Source organism: Pseudomonas sp. KH_040, from assembly GCF_057839305.1.
Map to the genome: position 1 here is coordinate 6519310 of NZ_CM174487.1, position 18532 is coordinate 6537841.

12 protein-coding genes are annotated in these 18532 nt (G+C 56.6%); 1 reads left to right on the plus strand and 11 read right to left on the minus strand.

Features of this window, described 5'->3' with window-relative positions; genetic code table 11:
* Nucleotides 1-31: 31 nt before the first annotated feature.
* The 5 genes from AC3IUF_RS29230 to AC3IUF_RS29250 form a co-directional block, all read right to left on the minus strand.
* On the minus strand, nt 32-760 hold the full coding sequence (locus AC3IUF_RS29230; protein ID WP_322845270.1) for a hypothetical protein: 729 nt from the start codon (nt 758-760) through the stop codon (nt 32-34).
* Nucleotides 757-3207 carry an alpha/beta hydrolase gene (locus tag AC3IUF_RS29235; protein ID WP_489279951.1) on the minus strand — a complete coding sequence of 817 codons (2451 nt, stop codon included), beginning with the start codon at nt 3205-3207 and terminating at the stop codon, nt 757-759. The genes AC3IUF_RS29230 and AC3IUF_RS29235 overlap by 4 nt, the downstream gene beginning before the upstream one ends.
* 9 nt (nt 3208-3216) lie before the next feature.
* Nucleotides 3217-4611, minus strand: a complete 1395-nt coding sequence (locus AC3IUF_RS29240) for a TIGR01777 family oxidoreductase (RefSeq protein WP_489279953.1) — start codon at nt 4609-4611, stop codon at nt 3217-3219.
* A 204-nt stretch (nt 4612-4815) separates the two neighbouring features.
* Nucleotides 4816-6183 carry a lysozyme inhibitor LprI family protein gene (locus AC3IUF_RS29245; protein WP_489281717.1) on the minus strand — a complete coding sequence of 456 codons (1368 nt, stop codon included), beginning with the start codon at nt 6181-6183 and terminating at the stop codon, nt 4816-4818.
* 46 nt (nt 6184-6229) lie between these two features.
* Nucleotides 6230-7015 carry a hypothetical protein gene (locus tag AC3IUF_RS29250; protein WP_489279955.1) on the minus strand — a complete coding sequence of 262 codons (786 nt, stop codon included), beginning with the start codon at nt 7013-7015 and terminating at the stop codon, nt 6230-6232.
* Between the two features lie 169 nt (nt 7016-7184).
* On the opposite strand from AC3IUF_RS29250, the gene AC3IUF_RS29255 reads away from it, so the two are divergent.
* Complete coding sequence (locus tag AC3IUF_RS29255) at nt 7185-7643, plus strand: DUF6124 family protein (RefSeq protein WP_253756613.1); 459 nt, start codon at nt 7185-7187, stop codon at nt 7641-7643.
* Between the two features lie 133 nt (nt 7644-7776).
* Here the strand turns inward: AC3IUF_RS29255 and AC3IUF_RS29260 are convergent, their stop codons facing one another.
* The 6 genes from AC3IUF_RS29260 to tssM form a co-directional block, all read right to left on the minus strand.
* Complete coding sequence (locus AC3IUF_RS29260) at nt 7777-8313, minus strand: hypothetical protein (RefSeq protein ID WP_080750725.1); 537 nt, start codon at nt 8311-8313, stop codon at nt 7777-7779.
* Nucleotides 8310-10994: a glycoside hydrolase family 19 protein gene (locus tag AC3IUF_RS29265; protein WP_007920306.1), complete on the minus strand. Its 2685-nt coding sequence runs from the start codon at nt 10992-10994 to the stop codon at nt 8310-8312. The genes AC3IUF_RS29260 and AC3IUF_RS29265 overlap by 4 nt, the downstream gene beginning before the upstream one ends.
* Before the next feature lie 198 nt (nt 10995-11192).
* Nucleotides 11193-13229, minus strand: a complete 2037-nt coding sequence (locus tag AC3IUF_RS29270) for a type VI secretion system Vgr family protein (protein ID WP_489279958.1) — start codon at nt 13227-13229, stop codon at nt 11193-11195.
* 28 nt (nt 13230-13257) lie between these two features.
* Entirely contained in the window at nt 13258-14259 is a 1002-nt protein-coding gene (locus tag AC3IUF_RS29275) for a serine/threonine-protein kinase (protein WP_489279960.1), read from the minus strand.
* A complete protein-coding gene (locus tag AC3IUF_RS29280; protein ID WP_007920303.1) occupies nt 14256-14984 on the minus strand; it encodes a PP2C family protein-serine/threonine phosphatase in 729 nt (242 codons plus the stop codon). Before AC3IUF_RS29280 ends, AC3IUF_RS29275 begins: the two co-directional genes overlap by 4 nt.
* Nucleotides 14984-18523 (minus strand): type VI secretion system membrane subunit TssM, encoded by a 3540-nt coding sequence (tssM, locus tag AC3IUF_RS29285; protein WP_489279962.1) that lies wholly within the window; start codon nt 18521-18523, stop codon nt 14984-14986. Before tssM ends, AC3IUF_RS29280 begins: the two co-directional genes overlap by 1 nt.
* Between the last annotated feature and the right edge of the window lie 9 nt (nt 18524-18532).

Consider the following 18532-nt stretch of genomic DNA (forward strand, 5'->3'; position numbering starts at 1 on the left):
ACTCCATCGACGCAATTCATTTTGGGTGTGTTCATTCGAAGGCAATGCCGCGCACCGCTTTCCTGATTTGCTCGAACCCTTCGTTGCTGATCGCCAGCGGGGCGGATGAACCTGATTCCGCCGAGCCGATCAGCACGTCTTTGCCCCTCAGCAGGCAAAAAGCGATGCGGGTAATGTGCCGTCGTGACTTGTCGTGGAAACCGAAGATGAAACCCGAAGAACTCTCCCCGCCCCATTGCTCGAAGGTGTAGGTGTTCGCACGACCCGCGAGCGAATTGGGCACCCAGCCCTGATAGGTAAGCGTCGCCGGGCACCTGCGGTCGTTGTCGTCACGCAGGATTTGCACCGCAAACGCATCGTCTGCTGGGGGTTTCCAGTCGGTGAGAAGCGAAAAGTACTCCGAGTTTTCACACATCAAACCAAACCACGGCTGGCTCAGGTCGCCATGTTTCTCGAAGTGCCAGTCGGCACCACTCGACGTCTGCGCTTGCCACAAGCTGGGGGCGCTGGAAGGTTTGGGCAGTTGTTTGGCTGCGATAAATACCGAATAGAAATCGTCGAACTTCAGCCATTGGTTCTGCAGCAGCGGCATGGAGAACCGACACGACCCCATGTCTACAACTGTCTCGGTCGGGCCTTGCGCAACCGGCGACTGGCCGGGCTCGTTACCGACCAATACAGGACCTGCGGCAGTCACATAATCCACCTGTAAAAACGCGAACAGACCAAAGATCAATTCGCGGAGGCATCGTAGTTTCACTTCGCATCCTTCGAATTGATCAATTCCAAATCCCCATCCCGATACACCACCTCACACCCCACCCACGCCGGATCCACCTGCGGTATCACCGCCGACGGCTTGCGCAACTCACGCAACAGAGTCGAGCCATGCGACAAGCGCCCACCCATCCGCGCAATCACCGCCCGCGCGGTTTGGTAATGCGCGTGCCGCCCCGGATCGAGGGTGTCTTCGAGCAGGATGTCGGCGCCGAGGATGCCTTGCACCTGTCCCGGATAAATCATGAACCCGGTCGCCTGCTCCGCACCTTCGCGACCGTCCTGCCAGAAGCTGCCGTCTCGGGTGCGCACCTCGGGATGCGGCGCAAACCAGTGTTCGCGATCCGCCAGCGGCATGGCGTGGTGCAGACGGAAGAAGATGCGCATCAGGTTGTCGCGATACCACTCGCGTACTTGCAGGTAGTAGCCGCGCAAGCCCGGCAGGCCGCTCGAATGCGCGAGACGGATCAGCCCTGGCCATTGCGGGAATGGCTGTAATGGCAGCTCACTCGACGCGGGTCTAGGCGTAGCGGGATCGGTTTCCCACGGCAATCGATGCGGACTGTTTTCAAGGTTGTCGTAAGCGGTTGGCGGGCGGCCCAGCCAGTCACCGCCGCTGCTGGCCAGCGCTGTAGCGATGCACAGATTGCCTTGCACCACGAACACGTAAAACCGGGTGAACCAGTCCGCTAGTTGTTGGCCATCGGCAGCTTGGGCGACGAGTTCGGCCAGTTCCCGATCGAAGCGCTGCAAGCCGTTTTCAAGATTCAGCAAATGCCCGCGAGCCTTGCGTTGCATACGCAAAAACAGCAGCAACGAACGCAGCATCTTCAGCGGTTGCCACGGCAGATGCGGAGTCGCGCCACCGACTTCACCAGCGTAGTTACTCGCGCTGATGCCCCAGTCGGCCAGCCGGGCGAGAAACAGATCATTGTTGATGTAGGACGCGCCGCCGAACACCGCGGTGAACGGCTCGTTGTCCTGCAGCACCCGCGCATCCCAACGCGCCATGATCGCCGGGATACTCGCGGCGGCTCGGCGCTGGGCGTATTCCACCAACACGCTCGGTTGCGGCGGCAGGATCTCGGCGATGTTGGCGGCGGTCAGGTGGCGGCGCCAGCCGTAATCGCTGATCGGCCGGTATTGCAGCAGCCACAGTTGTGAGCCGTCCCAGGCCCATTCGACGTCGCCGGGCACGTAGTGGAACACGCGCAGCACGTCTTGCAGAAAGCGCCAGAGCAGGTCTTCGGTCAAACCGTGGGACGGCGTGAACGTGCCGCTGCGCCAGGCATCGCCGAGCTGCGAAAGCGTTGCCCGAGAGGGGCTGACATGACCGTCGGCGAGCGATTCGAGATGGCCTTCCACCCACTCAAGTTCTACCGAGAGATGGCGCACGAAAGCGATGCCGGAAACGACCGGGGTGATGAAGCGCTGCACCACCACTTCCTCGACACCTTCGGCCGTCAGTTCGGCAATGCGTTTCGGCACATTGGCGGACGGCTCGCGCAGATAGGTGGTGCTCAAACCGGCATTCGCCGAATCGGCCTGATCCTCGCCATAACTGGAGGAGCGCACCGCCCAGGTCACGTGGGGTTGGGCGGCGAGGAACGTCGGCAGACGCGGATCGCTGCAATCGTTGAGCGTCAGTGCCGCCGGCACCGGTTGCCGCGCCAGTTCAGCCAGGCGCAAACGCCCGCCCTTGGTGTGGGCGACAAACCCGCGCTCGCCCGACTCCAGCCACTCGGCGAATTCGGCGGGCGAGTCGATCCACGGGTAATGACCCCAACCAGATTTGAGGCTGATGGTCAGATCAGCGCGGGCGAGAATCGCCGACCACGCCGCCGCTTGCTCGATGCCGAGCACCGCGTCCTGATCGCCCCAAACCAGCTCGACCGGATCGGTGATCCACTCCAGCAGCGGCAGCGCAGTGTCGGCACGAATCAAATCCCAGTGCGGCACAAACGCACGGCAGCGCGCATAGCCGGCGCCCATGCGCTGGTACTGCGCGGGCGTCCAAGTCTGGTTGGAAAACTTGCGGGCGAACAGCGTGGGTTTGTTCGACAGCAGCCAGTGGATGGTCTTGCGGATCGGCAGCGGTGACATCAGCGCCGGCAAGCGACGCTGCCACAAAAACGCACCGACCGGCGCCAACAAAACGCTGCGGGAAAAGTGCCCGGGCCGACGCTGCAACGCATGCAATACAAGCAAGGCATTAACCCCGACTGCCATGATCGCGCTGCCCTTCTGCGTCATCGCCAACAAGGTCTGCGCGTAGTCCGCCAGATCCTCGCAGGGCGGTTGTGGATTCGTGCCGAAGCCCGGCAACTCCAGCGGCACCACGTCGTAGCGCTGAAAGTGCGGCAGCGCGTCATCCCACCAATCGGCAGCGCTGCCGTTGCCGGCCAGCAGGTACATCAACGGCTTGCTCATGAGCGATCCTCAGGTCAGATCGCGCAGAGCGGCGTCGAGGGTTGGGTAGCGGAATGTGTAGCCGGCCTCGGTCAAACGCTGCGGCACCACGCGCTGACCATCGAAGAACAACTGCGCCATCTCCCCCGCCATTGCACGCACTGGCGCGGCGGGAATGTGCAACCACACCGGACGCTTGAGGACCTTGCCGGCCTGCTCGGCGAACGCTGCCTGACTGACCGTCTCGGGCGCGACCATGTTGTAGGTGCCACGCAGAGTGTCGTCGTTGAACGCCCGCGCGATCACCTGAAGCACATCGTCACGATGCACCCAACTCATGATCTGCCGACCATCGCCCATGCGCCCGCCGAAACCCAGGCGGAACGGCAGCAGCAACGGTGTCAACGCACCGCCCGGGCCGAAGACCACGCCGAGGCGCAGCACCACCTGACGCACGCCAAATTCCGTAGCCGGTTGCGCGGCGGCTTCCCAACGTCCGCAGAGTTCGGCCATGAACCCATCGCCTTTGCTGGCGTGTTCGTCGAGGCTTTCGCTGGCATCGCGCACGCCGTAGAAACCGATGGCCGAGGCTTGAATCCATAGCGCGGGTTTGTGCTTGGTGTTCTTCAGCCAGGTCATCAGCGCTTCGGTGGTGCCGACTCGGCTGGCGAGCAATTGCGCCTGACGTTTGGGAGTCCAGCGCGGGCCGGCGACGGGGGCACCGGCGAGATTGATCACTACGTCGAAGGCTTCGTCGTGGCTGAGTTCGCTGAGCGAATGCACGCAGCGGACGCGGCCGTTGAATAGATTGGCTGCGCTCAATGGATCGCGCGTCAGTACGCTGACCGAGTGGCCCGCGTCGAGTAATTGATTGACCAAGGTTTCACCGATGAACCCGGTGCCGCCGGTGATTAGCACACGCTTGAAAGTGCCGCCGGCAAACGGGTTGGATTGGCTCGGAGTCTTTTCTGAAGGGGATTTGCGGCGGTCATGCCGATACAGCCAGAATAACGGCGGCACCAACACCAGCAACGCAAAACCGTCGAGCCACAGGTGCGACCAGACCTGTTGTTGCGCTGAAAGCCACATGTCCTGCGGCGCCCATAACAGGATGCCGGCGCTCAACCAGCCCCAGACTGCCGGGGTTTTCAAGCGATTACCCAAGTGCACCAGCGCGAGCATGTACAGCGAATAACTTTGCAGCGTCGCGCCGAACAGCGCGAGCCACCAGACTTGTTGTTCGTGGCCGGCGGTGGGAACCGCATCAGCGCCCCAGAATGCGAGTTCGAGATTGTGCAGGTAGCCGTCGAGTAATCCGGAGTGACCGGCCCAGGTCAGGGTGAGGCCGGCGAGTATGTGCACGACTGCGGCGGCGTATAGCCAGAGCACTAACGCTGGGCGAAGGGAGTTCGAGGGGGCTGGCATTCCGTGTCCTGAGCGCATTCCTTGGGGGTGGGGAGTTTAAAGGAAAATCGCGGTCGTCAGATGCTCAAGTATTAAACGTTTAAGCGCTGCGGATTCTGGCTCAGCGCATATGAAAACGCGTTAGCCATGATGGCGGAACGCGTTTGATCACATCGAGGTGAAAAGGCGCCGGGCGCTGTAAACGCCCGTCTTCACTTAACCGCACTAAAAGCAGCTGCTGGCCACTATCGGTTCGGCCACTTCGGACTGAAGTCGCTTAATCGCATTGATGCCCGAGTCGTTACCTTTGTCGGCAGCAAGCTGATAACAGGCCAAGGCGCGAGGAGTATCTTTCTTTCCTAGATCGCCGCTTTTCCAATAATCGCCTAACGAAACGAATGCATGCGTTGATCCCATGGTGGTAGCACGAATCAACTCTTTTTCAACGTCCAGCGGGCGCTGGCAGGGTCCTGAACCGGCCAATTCATTGCCAAAACAATAGAAGCCAGCCAACGACTCAGCACCGCTCGGCGAATCAACGGCTGCTGCCTTGAAAAGAGCCTCAACTTTGCCGTATTCCAATTGCGGGGCCATACCCGACAGACTTAGCCCGGCCGCAGCCGAACTAGATATAGGATCGCCTGAAGCGGCCGCGCACAGGTAATTTTCCAAAGTCGCCTCAAAAAGTTCTCCTGTCAGTCGGTATTGCTCAAGGCCGCCCAAGCCAGCAAATCCTTGTCCGCGCTGCCAACAGAAATTCTCCGCACGACTCATTTTCCGCGTACTGGCTACAGAAAGCTCTTTATCAGGAATCGACCAGTCCTCAACCCCATCAAGCGTCCAGCATGACTTCCGCGAAAAGTTGAAAATCTTGATATTGCTGTTGCCGGCGCGTTTATCCACAACGTTAACGTGGCGGTCATCCACCTTCTCGATCTCTATTCCTTCCACTTTCCCATCGGGCACGGCCACCATTAAGGGAAACGCCATATCGCGTCCCACCTCCGCAGTAACGTAGGTCACAATCCGCCCTATATCCGACGTCCCCTTTAATACCAGCAGCTTCACGGCCTGCGCAGTTAGTCGCTTCTGCGATTCGGCATTAGCGGAGAATGCTGGAAGAAACTGTCCAAAGTCTTGCGTAGGGCACGAGCCACGTCCAAATGTCGGGCCACTCCCGGTATCGGACGCGATATTGTCCAAAAACACTGAACGGTCACGACTCATACTGGCGATGCAATTGTTCACCGCTGCCACATGCGCCGAAGAGTCCGGTTCCGTCTCCAACGCATCGACCTGGCAATCGGTATCGCGCAGTTTGATCCAGGCGCGCTGAGCCTCCTGAACCGTTGCCTTTTGGCTCGCCGCAAGAACTGGATCGGTCTGATATCCACCTTCGAGCCGAACCATCAGTTCTTGATAACTGGTATTCAACTGCTTATCTGCAGCAACCTTGGCACTCACAGAACATCTTTCCCTCTGAGAGTTCGTAGTGATATCGACACATGCATCGTCAGCAAATGCATGTCCCCCCAACACAGATAAACCACCAATCAGCACGGCGGGCAGCACCGGAATAAGATATTTACTCAAGGTAAATTCCAACAATATCTTGCGAAAGTGTATTTTTAAGTCGTGCTTATTCTTCAAGGGAGATAGCCATTTTCAGAGTAGATCCATTCAGATAAACGACTGCTTCGCGCCCATTAATATCGACAGGGGTAGGATTTTGGATTATTCCTTCATCACTAGCCTTCGCAATTTTTGTTAACGTCTTATCCGCAACATTGGCACGCCAAATAGTTTCATCACCATTCTTGAAATAAAACGTCGGCCGTGACTTGCTCCAAATCGGAGCATATATATTCCAACCAGCCTCGGGCCGACCAGCCTGCGCTATCGTTTCATACCCTGAGGTGTGCGAGTAGTACGCTTGCAATTTTCCATACTCACCACCCCAACCGAATGTCAAACCACTAACAGCATTTTCATCAGTATTTGGCCACTGCTGGAACAGCAAACTGCTTTCCAACGGCGGAGATTTTGAACCGAGCTTATAGACCATCCCCCGCAGCTGATTCTTGGAGAGCTGCTGTCGATAGTAAAACGCCCCATCCAAGATTCCCGCGAATCTTTTCCCTTCGTCGTTTGAACCCAAACTCAAAGCACCGTCAAAACCGATATCTTTCGCAATCGTGTGCAATACCGGCCTGTCGTTGCGATCAACGTACTCATATAAATTACCCCGGTACGCAATCATCGCCGCATCAAAATGCCCTTCAAACACGATGACATGCAACATGCCTGAAATTGTTTCTGCGGAGATCACAAATCGTTCGACAGCCCCTTTTTCATTGGGAAGCCATGCTAAATCAATGACCTTCCATGAGCGCTCAAACTGTGTGTACGGCTTATCACCCAACATTAACTTAATATCTTTCTGATTTGGCCTAGGCGCAATAGGAACCGGCAACAGAAAGCGTATCTGCCGAACATAAGAGTCCTCTAAACACTCCACTGACTCACAAGAGTTACGCTCTGACTCAAGCCATTCACTTTCGATTATTTGTAAAGCTCGCCGATTTTTTATCGGTTTGAAGACCTCACTGAGCTTTTCGTCCATTGCGGACAAAGAAGGAGAACTACAAATTTTCCTCTCTACTTCCGTCGAAGCTTTGCCACAGTCGAAACTCGCAGAAAATGCGACCGAACTGAATAGCAAAAAGGTTAACGATAAAAAGCAAGGGAGCAAATATATATTTTTCATTGAATCAGCCATCGAAGAAATTTTCCCACCATCGAAACGGATACGTTTACGCTCCGCCTCAAAATCAAAGAATTTTGGCGCAACAAATAAATCCGTCCCCTCTCACAGTCAAGACATGCTGTCCATCAGCGCCATCGCCGCAAAACTAGCGGACGACATCGAAGGCTCGAACCGCTCCGTAGCGGTGGCCCTTGTCCGAATTGCCGATGGTGCACAAATTATGGTGGAACGCGCTTTGGACCATTTGGAAGAATTGATAGCGGTGAGGCAGACAGTGAATACGTAAGAGGTACCTGTGGGACGGACTAAAAAATAAATCCGTCCCTTTTCCTTGCGTCCCTTTTCCTTGCGTCCCTTTTCCTTAATAAATAGATCCGTCCCTTTTATTCGTTTCTCTCACTTTATCCCGTCACGAAATCTCACTTAAAATCTTCAGCACTTTTCGGGAGCGACTCAACACCCTTTAACGCCTTTCGATTTATGAATGAGTAGCTTCCTCTCTCACAAGACTTTCTAGAAATAAGCTCTCCATCTTTTAGAACAGTTAAAAAACTTCTATATGCCTGCGAAACAAGATATGTATACCTTCCATTATAAAATTTTATTATATTCAAACTCACGCTACCTTCAGAGGCATTAACTACATAAAAACGGCCTTTGGGAGGAACTTTACTTTGTGGATATAGAAGCTCTATTTTTCCAGGTACACCATACCTATACTGCACATAACCGGAGTTCGGATTAACATTACCTGATGCACATACGGAAACAATTTTCCCAGCCGGAAGCGGGCAGCTGAAATAGATATCTTCCTGAGCACTACAAAGAGTAACATCCTCCGCGTCCTGCTCTTCTTCTGCAAATGCTGCAGATACAAAACAACCAAACACATAAACCACAAGAAAAACTCTTAAAAACTTTCTTATCTGCACATCAACATGCAAGAATTTGTTCATTTGAAATATTCTCCTTCCCATATTTTTTTAAAATTCTCCTTTCTTGCTACGCGACTATTTGTATTATAGTTTACAATATCTGTAATTGAATCCACCGCCGCTTCCGTTGGCCCTGCATCTGCCCTTATGTGCAAGTTATGGTCTACCCAAAAATAGCCTGCCGAACGAACCGCATACTTCATTTGAACTAACAAATCTGGGGTCTCTATAAAATCGTGATCCTCATTTGGCCACCTGCTTAAATTACTTCGATACCATGTTGTAAAGTCTCTATAGTTTACTCTTCCCGTTAACTGCTTCAGTCCCCGCCCGCGAAATTTCCAACCATCACCAGTTGCATAATCTCCATTCCCTAACTGCGCTCGGCCGCCATATGCTCGATTAGCGACTTCTACATAATCCGCTTGCGTCACCGAAGTCCCATCGGCCTTTATCGGTTTAACAGTCTGATAACCGAGGGCATGTGCCGCACTAGGGTTATTCGAAAAGTACGAGAACGTAGCTATTAGAGAAGTAGCCTTCCACAAGAAGCTTTCTTCCACACTTAGTGTGGGTCCTGTCTCTTGCATTACCTGTGCAAAAAAATGACTCCTGCGCAGTGGTGTATCAAGCTTAAAGAAATCAATATTAGCGTTGAGTTCGTCAGCTATCGCCTGAAGGTCTACATATTTCGACGGGCCAAGTCCGGGGTAGATCTTTTTCATCATATCCAAAGTAAACTCAAACTTTGGCTTCACCTTGATATATTCAATAAACTCTATCGGATGAAAATGCCAAACAAGTCCATCAGCAGGAACCTCTGCCTTACCAGACAGTTCACTCCAGAACACCAATTTATCGATACGTGTCTTCTCATGGGCGAGCGTCTTTGGTGAGCCTTCCAAAATCTGCGGCAATCTACCCCACTTCGCTTCGCTGGACGTGTCCTTCCACTCAGTTGGATGATAGGCAATAAGCTTTGACCAATGAGACCTAAGCTCAGCATTTTGCAATGCCTTAGGAAAATCCTCTGGTGTAACTTTCCCGTCTGCGTTTCCAAGCCTATCTAGGTCACTGTATAGGCCTTTAAAAAATTCTGGCATATCATCTGGATCAAGGAAGCCATCTGCGACAGCACTCGACTCCTTTACAATCCGAAAGCCAAGCTTTTCCCAATCGTGCTGAGAGATTATCTCCGCTTCGCCTTTTGCGATTAGGCCTGTTTTACTTTGGCCATCCTCTTCAACCTTTGGCTCATACCATTCATCTGGATTTTTGAATATTGGAACTTTACTCAGTTCAATGGCATGGTCCGAAACCAACTCCACAACTCCCGTCTGGGGAGGCTTTTTTAACAAAGTTTTATTTGCGGACAATCGCAAAAATTTCTTCCCAGTGGCCAACCCAGCTGGATTTTGTAAAAACTCTTCCAATTTTTGATCTGTTGTAAAGACCTCGATATGAACCTGGTGCTTGCGAGTTGCCTCACCGCTCTCATCAAGAAGATTTTCCATCAGGCCTAAGTAACCAATAGGATTTCCTGCCTTGATACCGATACTGGTAATGACGACTTTCTCAAAAGCCTCATCAACGGGAGTCACTGTATCCCACCGCATCGCTGGCGATGGAAGCTCATTTTCGACGCAAGCCCAAAACGTTGGCGGCACCGCTCCGCCCCCTCCGGGGCCGCCGCTAATTAGCGTGCATTCGGCCATGCGCCTAGTCTCTCCAGCGATATTCAGGTTGACAACTTTTTCGCTGTCGAAAGTAACAACACTTGTAGCTACCAATGCTATAGAGCCAACTGGTGGCCCCGCATTTTGCCCGTTGGCTTGTATTGCCGGAGCGCTGTATATCGGTAAAGGTTGTGGCCCTACTGTCGCCTTTACTTTGCCGTGCCAATAATTCGGTTTTTCTCGCTGCGGAGGTAAAACTTCGAACCAACTTGGTCCTGCAATGGCGCCACCAGTTGTTGTTCGAGGATATACCTCACCATTTTTTTTGTAGGCAAACCAAGCCTCCTGACCCACAGAGCGGCCTGCCACACTTCCCTTAAGAATTTTGCCCTTGGCATAAACCTCAACTGTTCCCTTTTTTTCGAGAATCTCAAACTCTGTGCCTGCAGCGATTGCTCCATAAGTATGGCAACCAGGTTCACCCTTAGCGTCGCTACGCGCAGTAAAACCACCGGCGATCATTTTGATTCTTTGATTAGGCGCTTCTTCTGGTGACAATGGATACCGATCAAACGGTAATAAATGCATGTACAAGCTGTAAAATGTCAGCTTGTTCTGTTTACCTTTATTCGCGCCTTCTTCGGTATTTGGTGGTGAATGATATTCGTGACGCACCAAACAGAAAGAATTAGTATACTTCAGAGACTTAGAGCCCTCGCCCTCACCGAAGGTTGATGTCAAGTAATCCTTGCTCAAGCGATAAGCGACAACTTCACCATCAGCAATACAACGCACAGGTTCCTGTAGTACACATTGAGGCGCACTTAGGTCACTAATATGGATTCCACCATGCCAGAATCTGTTATTTCCCAGTAAATAGTGCCCTGACGTCTCAGTTCCGATAGCCTGATAAATCTCTTCGGCATCTTTAAACTGCTTCCCATCGGACTTTCTTATGGGAAACTCAAACTTAATCGTCGGAACGATTATTTCCGGAGTTGTGCTTTGGGTCGAGGAGTCAGTCATTCTTTGCTTCCTGCAAGCTTACAGTCGAGCTCTTTGACTCAACCCATTCCTGTTTGGCGACCATCGGACTTGATGACTTCGCAGTTAAAGTTGTCATTTTCAATAGCACTTTAGCTCGACCAAAAAACATGCTAACCGGGACAGATGCAGTTGGCATTCCCATAATCAATTTTTTCTTAAAAGCACGATTCATGTCTTTTACTCAGAAAACACAAAAAAGGCCTTCGGCTTAACCTTCTCAGGCACCGCATTCCCCAACGCCTGATCCATCAAACTCCCCGCCTTATCCTTATCCGCCGCCCCCGGCAGCACCGGCGGCTTAATCCCAATGCCCGTGCCGGAACCAGCCGAACCACCCGCATTGATCTTGATCACCGGCCCAACCACCGTCACCCCACCGCCATCGAGCTTGATAAAGCTCCCACCCCCAAGAATGGTCAGCTCTGTCCCCGCCTCAATAACAATCTTGTCCCCAGCCTTGAGGTGAATTTCTTTCCCCACGCTGGTCAGTTGCGCAGTCCCCAGCTTCACATGCTGGTTCTGCCCAATCGTGAGGTGATCATCCAGCTTCGCTTCAATCTTGCGGTCAGAGATCGTGGTGCGGTGCTCTTCAGCCTTCAGCTCGGTGTAGGTGTTCTTCACCACCGTGTCATGGCGTTCATTCCCGACCCGAATCTTCTGGTCATGCTCAACGTTCTCATCCCAATCGCGCTGGGCGTGGATGTAGATCTGCTCCGCACCTTTCTTGTCTTCGATGCGCAGTTCGTTGTACCCACCGCCACCCGGTGAGCTGAGCGTTTTGAACACGCTGCGAGTCTTGTTCGCCGGCAGTGCGTACGGCACCGGGTTTTCCTTGTGATACAGGCAGCCGGTCACCAGCGGTTGGTCGGGGTCGCCTTCAAGGAAGGTGACGAGGACTTCCATTCCGATGCGCGGGATGCTGATTGCACCGTAGCGGTCGCCGGCCCAGGAGCTGGAGACGCGCAGCCAGCAGCTGGTTTTGTCGTCGGCGAGGCCTTCGCGGTCCCAGTGGAACTGGACTTTGATGCGGCCGTATTGGTCGCAGTGGATTTCTTCGCCTTTGGGGCCGGTGACCATGGCGGTCTGGCTGCCGAGGACGCGTGGTTTCGGGTGTTCGAGGGCCGGGCGGTAGAACACGTCCCACGGGGTGGCGAGGAAGGTGTTGCGGTAGCCCTGGTGGAAGTCGTCCTTGTTGTCGGTGGTGTCGCTGGTCACGCCTTCTTCGAGGACTTGCGGCTGCTTGCCTTCGTGGACGATTTCGGTGAGCAGCCACAGGTCGTTCCACTCGCTGCGCGGGTGGTCGGACATGGCCATGAAGTGGCCGCTGACCAGTTTGGTCTGGTCGCCGCGACCTTCGGCCTGGCGGTAGTCGGCGCGATGGCGTTCGAGGGCGCGTTGGCTGAGGAACTTGCCGCGCGCGCGGTCGATGAAGCGGCCTGGGTAGTCGTAGTCTTCCAGATCCGGCTCAGTGCTCTCGCCTTCGGGTTTGTAGGCGGCTTCCATTTGCAGGCGCGGTTTTTCGAAGTCGTAGTCGCGGCGCGTGGTGCGGCTGGTGCGGGTTTCCAGGCGCAGCTTGAAGCCTTTGATCACCGGTTCTTCGGCGACCATGCCGCTGCCCTGCACGTACGCGGTCGGCTGGCCGAGATCGGGGAACACGGTCTGGTCGTCGCCGAACACCAGCAGGTGGCCTTTGTCGCTGTGCTGGAAGTGGTAGTGAATGCCTTCCTCTTCGCACAGGCGCTGGACGAAGTGCAGGTCGGTTTCGTCGTACTGCACGCAGTAGTCGCGATCCGGGCACGGCTGGCTGAGTTGGAAGCTGTAGGCGTTGCCCTTGATGCCGTGTTCTTCGAGGATCAGCGCGATGATTTTCGGCGCCGACATCTGCTGGTAGATGCGCTGGTTGGTGCGGTGATGCAGGTATTGCAGTTGCGGCACCATCGACACTTTGTAGCGGGTCAGGCGCTTGCCGGCATCGCCCTGAGCGACGCGGTAGATCTGGCCGTGGATGCCCGAGCCTTGTGGATCGAACGCCAGGAACGCCTGCTTATGCAGGAGCTGTTCGAGGTCCAGATCCGGGTTTTCGCTGACCAATTCCAAGTCGAAACGATACGGCTGGCTGATGCCTTCGGTGCCGGTGAACGACAGCACTTGCAGGTCGCCGACGTAGTCTTCGACCTTGAGGCTGAAGTGGGTTTCGTTAGCTGGGTTGAACATAAAGTGCTCCCTGTTCGAATGTCATCCGTTAGGCCCGAAGTCGCAACCGTTGCAGCCAGGACGAAGTGGCGCCCAAGGCGTCACGCAATTGTTGGGCAGTGATGGTGCGTTCTGCCGGGTCGAAGCTCAGCGCGGTTCGCAGCGCTGGCCAGCCGTGTTTCGGTAAATTCGCCGGTGCTTGCAGTTCGCGCTCCAGGTGCTCGTCGCGGGCCTGGGTCGAGGGCAAGCGGCAGAACGGGTGTTTGCCGCCCGCCAGTTCATAGATCACACAGGCCACGCCGTACACGTCCGCGCTGGCCGACAACGGTTGGCCCTCAAGCAGTTCGGGGGCGGCGTAGCCCGGGGTCCAGGCGTTGAAACGCTCGCGGCTCAGGTGCGGCAGGCCGGGCATCACGCCCTCCTCTGCCTGACCGAGGCCGAAGTCAAAGAGGCGCAAGCCGTCTTCGCTGAGCATGACGTTGCTCGGTTTCATGTCACCGTGCAGCACGCCGCGACCGTGGGCGTAGGCCAGCGTGTCGAGCAGCGGCAGGACGATGTCGCGCAGCTCTTGCCACGGCAGGCCGAGGGGCCGCTCGCAGAGCAATTTGTCCAGGGTCAGGCCACGCATGTATTCCATGGTGATGAAGGCCCGCTGGCAATCGGTGTCGACTTCAAAAGTGTGTGCACGCACGACGTTGTCGTGGCGCAGGCGCCGGGTCAGGGCGAACTCGCTGTAGAGCAAGGCACTGGCGTCCGGCGATTCGGCAAATTCTTCGCTGAGGATTTTCAGCGCGATGTAAGGATCGGGATCACCGAACTGTTCGTGCAGCAGATCCCGCGCCCGGTAAACGGCGCCCATGCCACCGGCCCCGAGCAGGCGCTCGATGTGGTAGCGACCGGCGAGTACGTCCGGCAGAACACCGATGCTGGCCTTGGTTGGCGCCAGCAAAGGTGCTGCTTTGTTTTCCTTGGCGAAGGCGAAGTAGGTCAGGTTGTTGGCCTGTTCTTCGCTCATCAGCAAGTCATCGACTGAGGATTCGATTTCAGTCATTGGCGGATCACCACGGCTGTCAGGTTGTCGCGCGCGGCGCCACGCAGGGCGCCGTCGAACAAACGTTCCAGCGCCACGTGCGGCGCGCTGAGGCTGAGGGCGTTGCCGAGGGCATCGCTGCTCAGGCCCTGATACAAACCATCGCTGCAGAGCAAAAACGCATCGCCCGGATAGACCTCGAGTTCCAGTACATCCAGGGTCAGTGTTTCGGCCGCGCCGACGGCTCGGGTCAAGGCCTGAGCCGCCGGGTGTGCTGCCGCTTGTTCGACGCTCATTTGTTGCTCGTCGATCAATTGCTGTTGCAGCGAATGGTCCTTGGACAGCTGATACAAACGCTGCCCGCGCCACATGTAGCAACGGCTGTCGCCGGCCCAAATGCAGGCCGCGCGATTGCCTTCCACCAGCAGCGCGACGACGGTGCTGCCCATGATGCTGTCGTGGCGTCCGGCGGTGACCGTCAACTCCTGCCCCAAACGCCGGTTCAGCCAGTGCAGGCACTGGCGGATGGCTTTGAGGCGTTCGTCGAAGTCCTCGTGTTGCGGCAGTTCAGCCAGGCTGGCGACGATCAACTGGCTGGCGATGTCGCCACCCTGATGACCGCCCATGCCGTCCGCGACCACCCACAGCCCCTGCTGTGGCGAGTCGAGGAAGGCATCTTCGTTGCGCGCCCGCACCTTGCCCGGGTCGGTACGCGCCGCGCTGCGCCAGGCACTGGCCACCAGCATCAGAGCTGCACCGGCATACGGAAGGTGCGCAGCACGCCCATGTCGAACGGGTTCGGCGTGCGCTGGCTGGTCAGCAGGTAGTTGGCGCGCAGGCCACCTACGTCGGCTTTCAGCACCAGCACGTCGCGACCGCTCAGGTACTCGGTCTGCATCAGGTCGAACAGACGGAACAGCGACCATGGGCCGGAGTTCTTCTCGATGCCGATCGGGCGCCCGGCCATTTTGTCCATGACCAGACTGGTGCGACCGTCTTCAGCATCGGTCGGCCATTTGAACGACATTGGCAGGATCGGACCGTGGCGGTATTCCATGGTCTTGTCGCCGAACTTGAACTCGGAACGGCTGACCGCCGGATCGAGGGTGTACGGCTCCAGTTTGAACTGCACGGTCGGCTCGGCCGGGTTGATCGAGAAGAAGCTCTGACGAATCGTCAGCGCCGCCGCCATCTGGTCCAGATACATTTTCGATACCGGCAGGCTGTGACCGTCGACGCTGCGCATGCGGTAGTTGCCCGGATCGCCGCTGACAAACGGACGCATGTAGCTGTCGAAGAAACGGTCGACGGTACCTTGAGCGCGGAAGAACTCGCGGAAATCGCTGATCGCTACGTCGCTGGTGCTGCTGGCGCTGAACGGATAACGCTTGCTGATGGTTTTGCCATACACGCTGTACAGCTCGTTCTGATAACGGCCGTTCAGGTATTGGTAAGCATCGTTAAGCACCAGACGCCACGAGTCTTCGGCCAGCACGTTGAACCACACGCTCAGTGGACGCGGCAGACGGCCGGAGGCATTGCGCAGGTTGGTCAGCGCATCACGCTGGCCGCTCATGCGGGTTTTCGCCATTTCGAACGCGGCTTGTTCCGGCGTGCTGGAACGGGCCAGGCCGGCCAGTTGCAGTTGCAGGTCGTTGAGCGCGTTCAGCGCTGGCGTCAGGTCCGCCGCCGGGCCGTTGTTGTCATCGAGCAAACGATGCAGCGGTTCGAAGCGGCGTTGCAGCGACTTCTTCGCGGTGTCCGGCAGGGTCTTCGCCACGTTCAGGGCCGAAGCCTTGTCTGCTGCGGCGGCGGCAAGTTTGCCAACCTTACCCAGTTTGCCTTTCTGCCCAGCCATCGCATCAGCAGCGTCGCCAGCTTCTTCGACAGGATCTGCAGCGGCCTGGAAGCGGGTGTTCTCACGCACTTCAGTGAGCAATGCCAGCACCGGCGAGTTGGCCGAGGTCAGGCCCGCCAGTTGTTCGGCGCCTTCACCGGCGTCGCTGATCGGCGGCAGGGCAACCTGGCCAACCGCTTCGCTCCAATAGTTGGCGTAGTCGCGGAAGTACAGTTGCTCCAGCTCGACCATCAGACGACGCAAGTCCATGTCGCTGATGCCCGCACCTTCGCCCAGCACCCAGTTGTCACGCAGGATGTCGGTCACCAGCGCCGAACCCTGTACCGAGAAGTACTGCTGATAACCGGTTTGCGTGTAGAAGCCCGGGATCACGTATTCGGTACCGATAAACAGCGAGCCTTGTGGACCGAGGTGTTGACTGAAGCGGTAGTCCGGCAGGTTGCGCGCCTGCTCACGAAGCATGCGGTAAACCACCGTGGCCAGCGATTCGCTGCGCAAGACCTGACGCGCCTGAGTGACCAACTGATCGTTCAGCGGGTAGATAAACGGCTGCTTCAGCAAACGCTCTAGATGCGCGCTCAAACCGTTCTGCACCGCGGTGTTGCCGGTGTAGCGCGTCGACCAGTCAGTGGCGACCCAGTCCTTGAGCCACGCGGCATCGCGACGATCCTTCATGTTCAACATCAGGTACGCGCGCAGGCTGTTGAGCAGGCGGTCGCGGTCCTTCATGTTGGCGCGGATCTGCCCTTCGAGCATCGTCGCTACCCGTGGCAGCAGTTGCTTTTCAAGCTCGCGCTCGTAAGCCTCTTTGACCACTGGATTGACGTCTTCGCCCTGATACAGACCGCCACGTTCGTGATACGAAACGTCGCCCTTCTTCGGGAACACCTGCGTCGCGGCGTAGCTGCTGTCGAGGGTTTTCAGTACGCCCATGGCGTCATCACGCGGCGACAATGCCGTGCGTTGTTGCGTCCAGTTCTGCGCCAGATTGCGCAAGTTTTCCAGACGCTCGTAGTTGGCCGAGAAACCGCCCGCCCAGAGCATGCCGAACAGTGCCAGCGCAGCCAGTGCGCCGACGTACAACGCACGTTGGCCCCAATGAATACGGCTGCGTTCGCGCTTGTCCAGACCGGCTAGGTCGGATTCCGGGAAAATCACCTGGCTGAACAAGTGATGAATGAACCGCGAACGACCGCTGCGCAGGGTCGGCAGCACACCGGCGCTCATGCCGAGGCTGGCGCCGATGCCGGCAGTGGTCGCATCCATCTCTTGGGTCAGGTGCGGCGCGCTGGTCAGGTAGAAACCACGCAGTTGCGTGGCACGCTGATAACGGTTGCCGGTGAACGCCATGTCGACGAACAGGCACAGGCGCTCGCCGATCTGCCCTAGTTGATGCGGGAAGTCGAGGATGCGGCCACGGCGCTGGGTATCGCGCTCGGAGTGCATGCGCATGATCACTTGGCTGTTGAGGCGACGCAGCAGTTCTTCGAATTCGTTGCGCAGCACAGCAACGTCAGTGCCGATCTGATCCTTGCGGAAACTGGTGCCGAGCACCTGATCGCTTTCTTCGCGGGTCAGTTGATCGAAGAACTCGTCGAAGCCGAGCAGCTTGTCAGCCTTGCTCAGGACCAGATAGACCGGCACGTCGACATGCAGTTTCTGATGCACGTCTTGCAGACGGCCGCGAATCTGGCGCGCGAGGGTATCGATGTCCTGCTCACTGCCACCGAGCAGGGTTTCCACCGGAATGGTCACCAGCACGCCGTTCAACGGACGCCCGCGACGACGCTTGCGCAGTAGCTCCAGCAATGTCGTCCAGGCGCCGCCGTCGACTTCCACATCCGGTTGCGTGGTGTAACGCCCGGCGGTGTCGATCAACACCCCGTGGTCGGCGAAGTACCAGTCGCAATGACGGGTGCCGAGGGTGTCGCGGGTCAGCTTGCGGTCGATCTTGTTGATCGGGAATTCCAGACCGGAAAAGTCCAGCAGACTGGTCTTACCCGAGGCCTGCGGGCCGATCAACAGGTACCACGGCAAGTCACTGCGCCAGCGCTCGCTGCGGCCGCGATACAGGCTCGACGTCTTCAGGGTTTTCAGCGCGTCTTTGAAGCGCGCCTTCAACTCCTTCTGTTCTTCGTCGATCAGCTCTTCGCGGCGAATGCGGTCCTGGCCGTCTTCGCTTTCTTCCTCGGCTTTCTTGCGGATACCCGCGCGCCAGCTGACGAAGACCATGGTCAGGCCCCAGATCAGGAACAGCACAGCGATGGTCAGCAGGCGCGCGGTCGCGCTTTCCCAGAACTTGTAATCATCAACCGCCAACAACGGGCCGACGAACCACACCAGCAGCGCCACGAACAGCACCAACAGCAAAGTCCAGACCCAGGTCTGGCGCAGGAAGGCGCCGACTTTCTTGAAAAACTTTTTCATCACACGTCC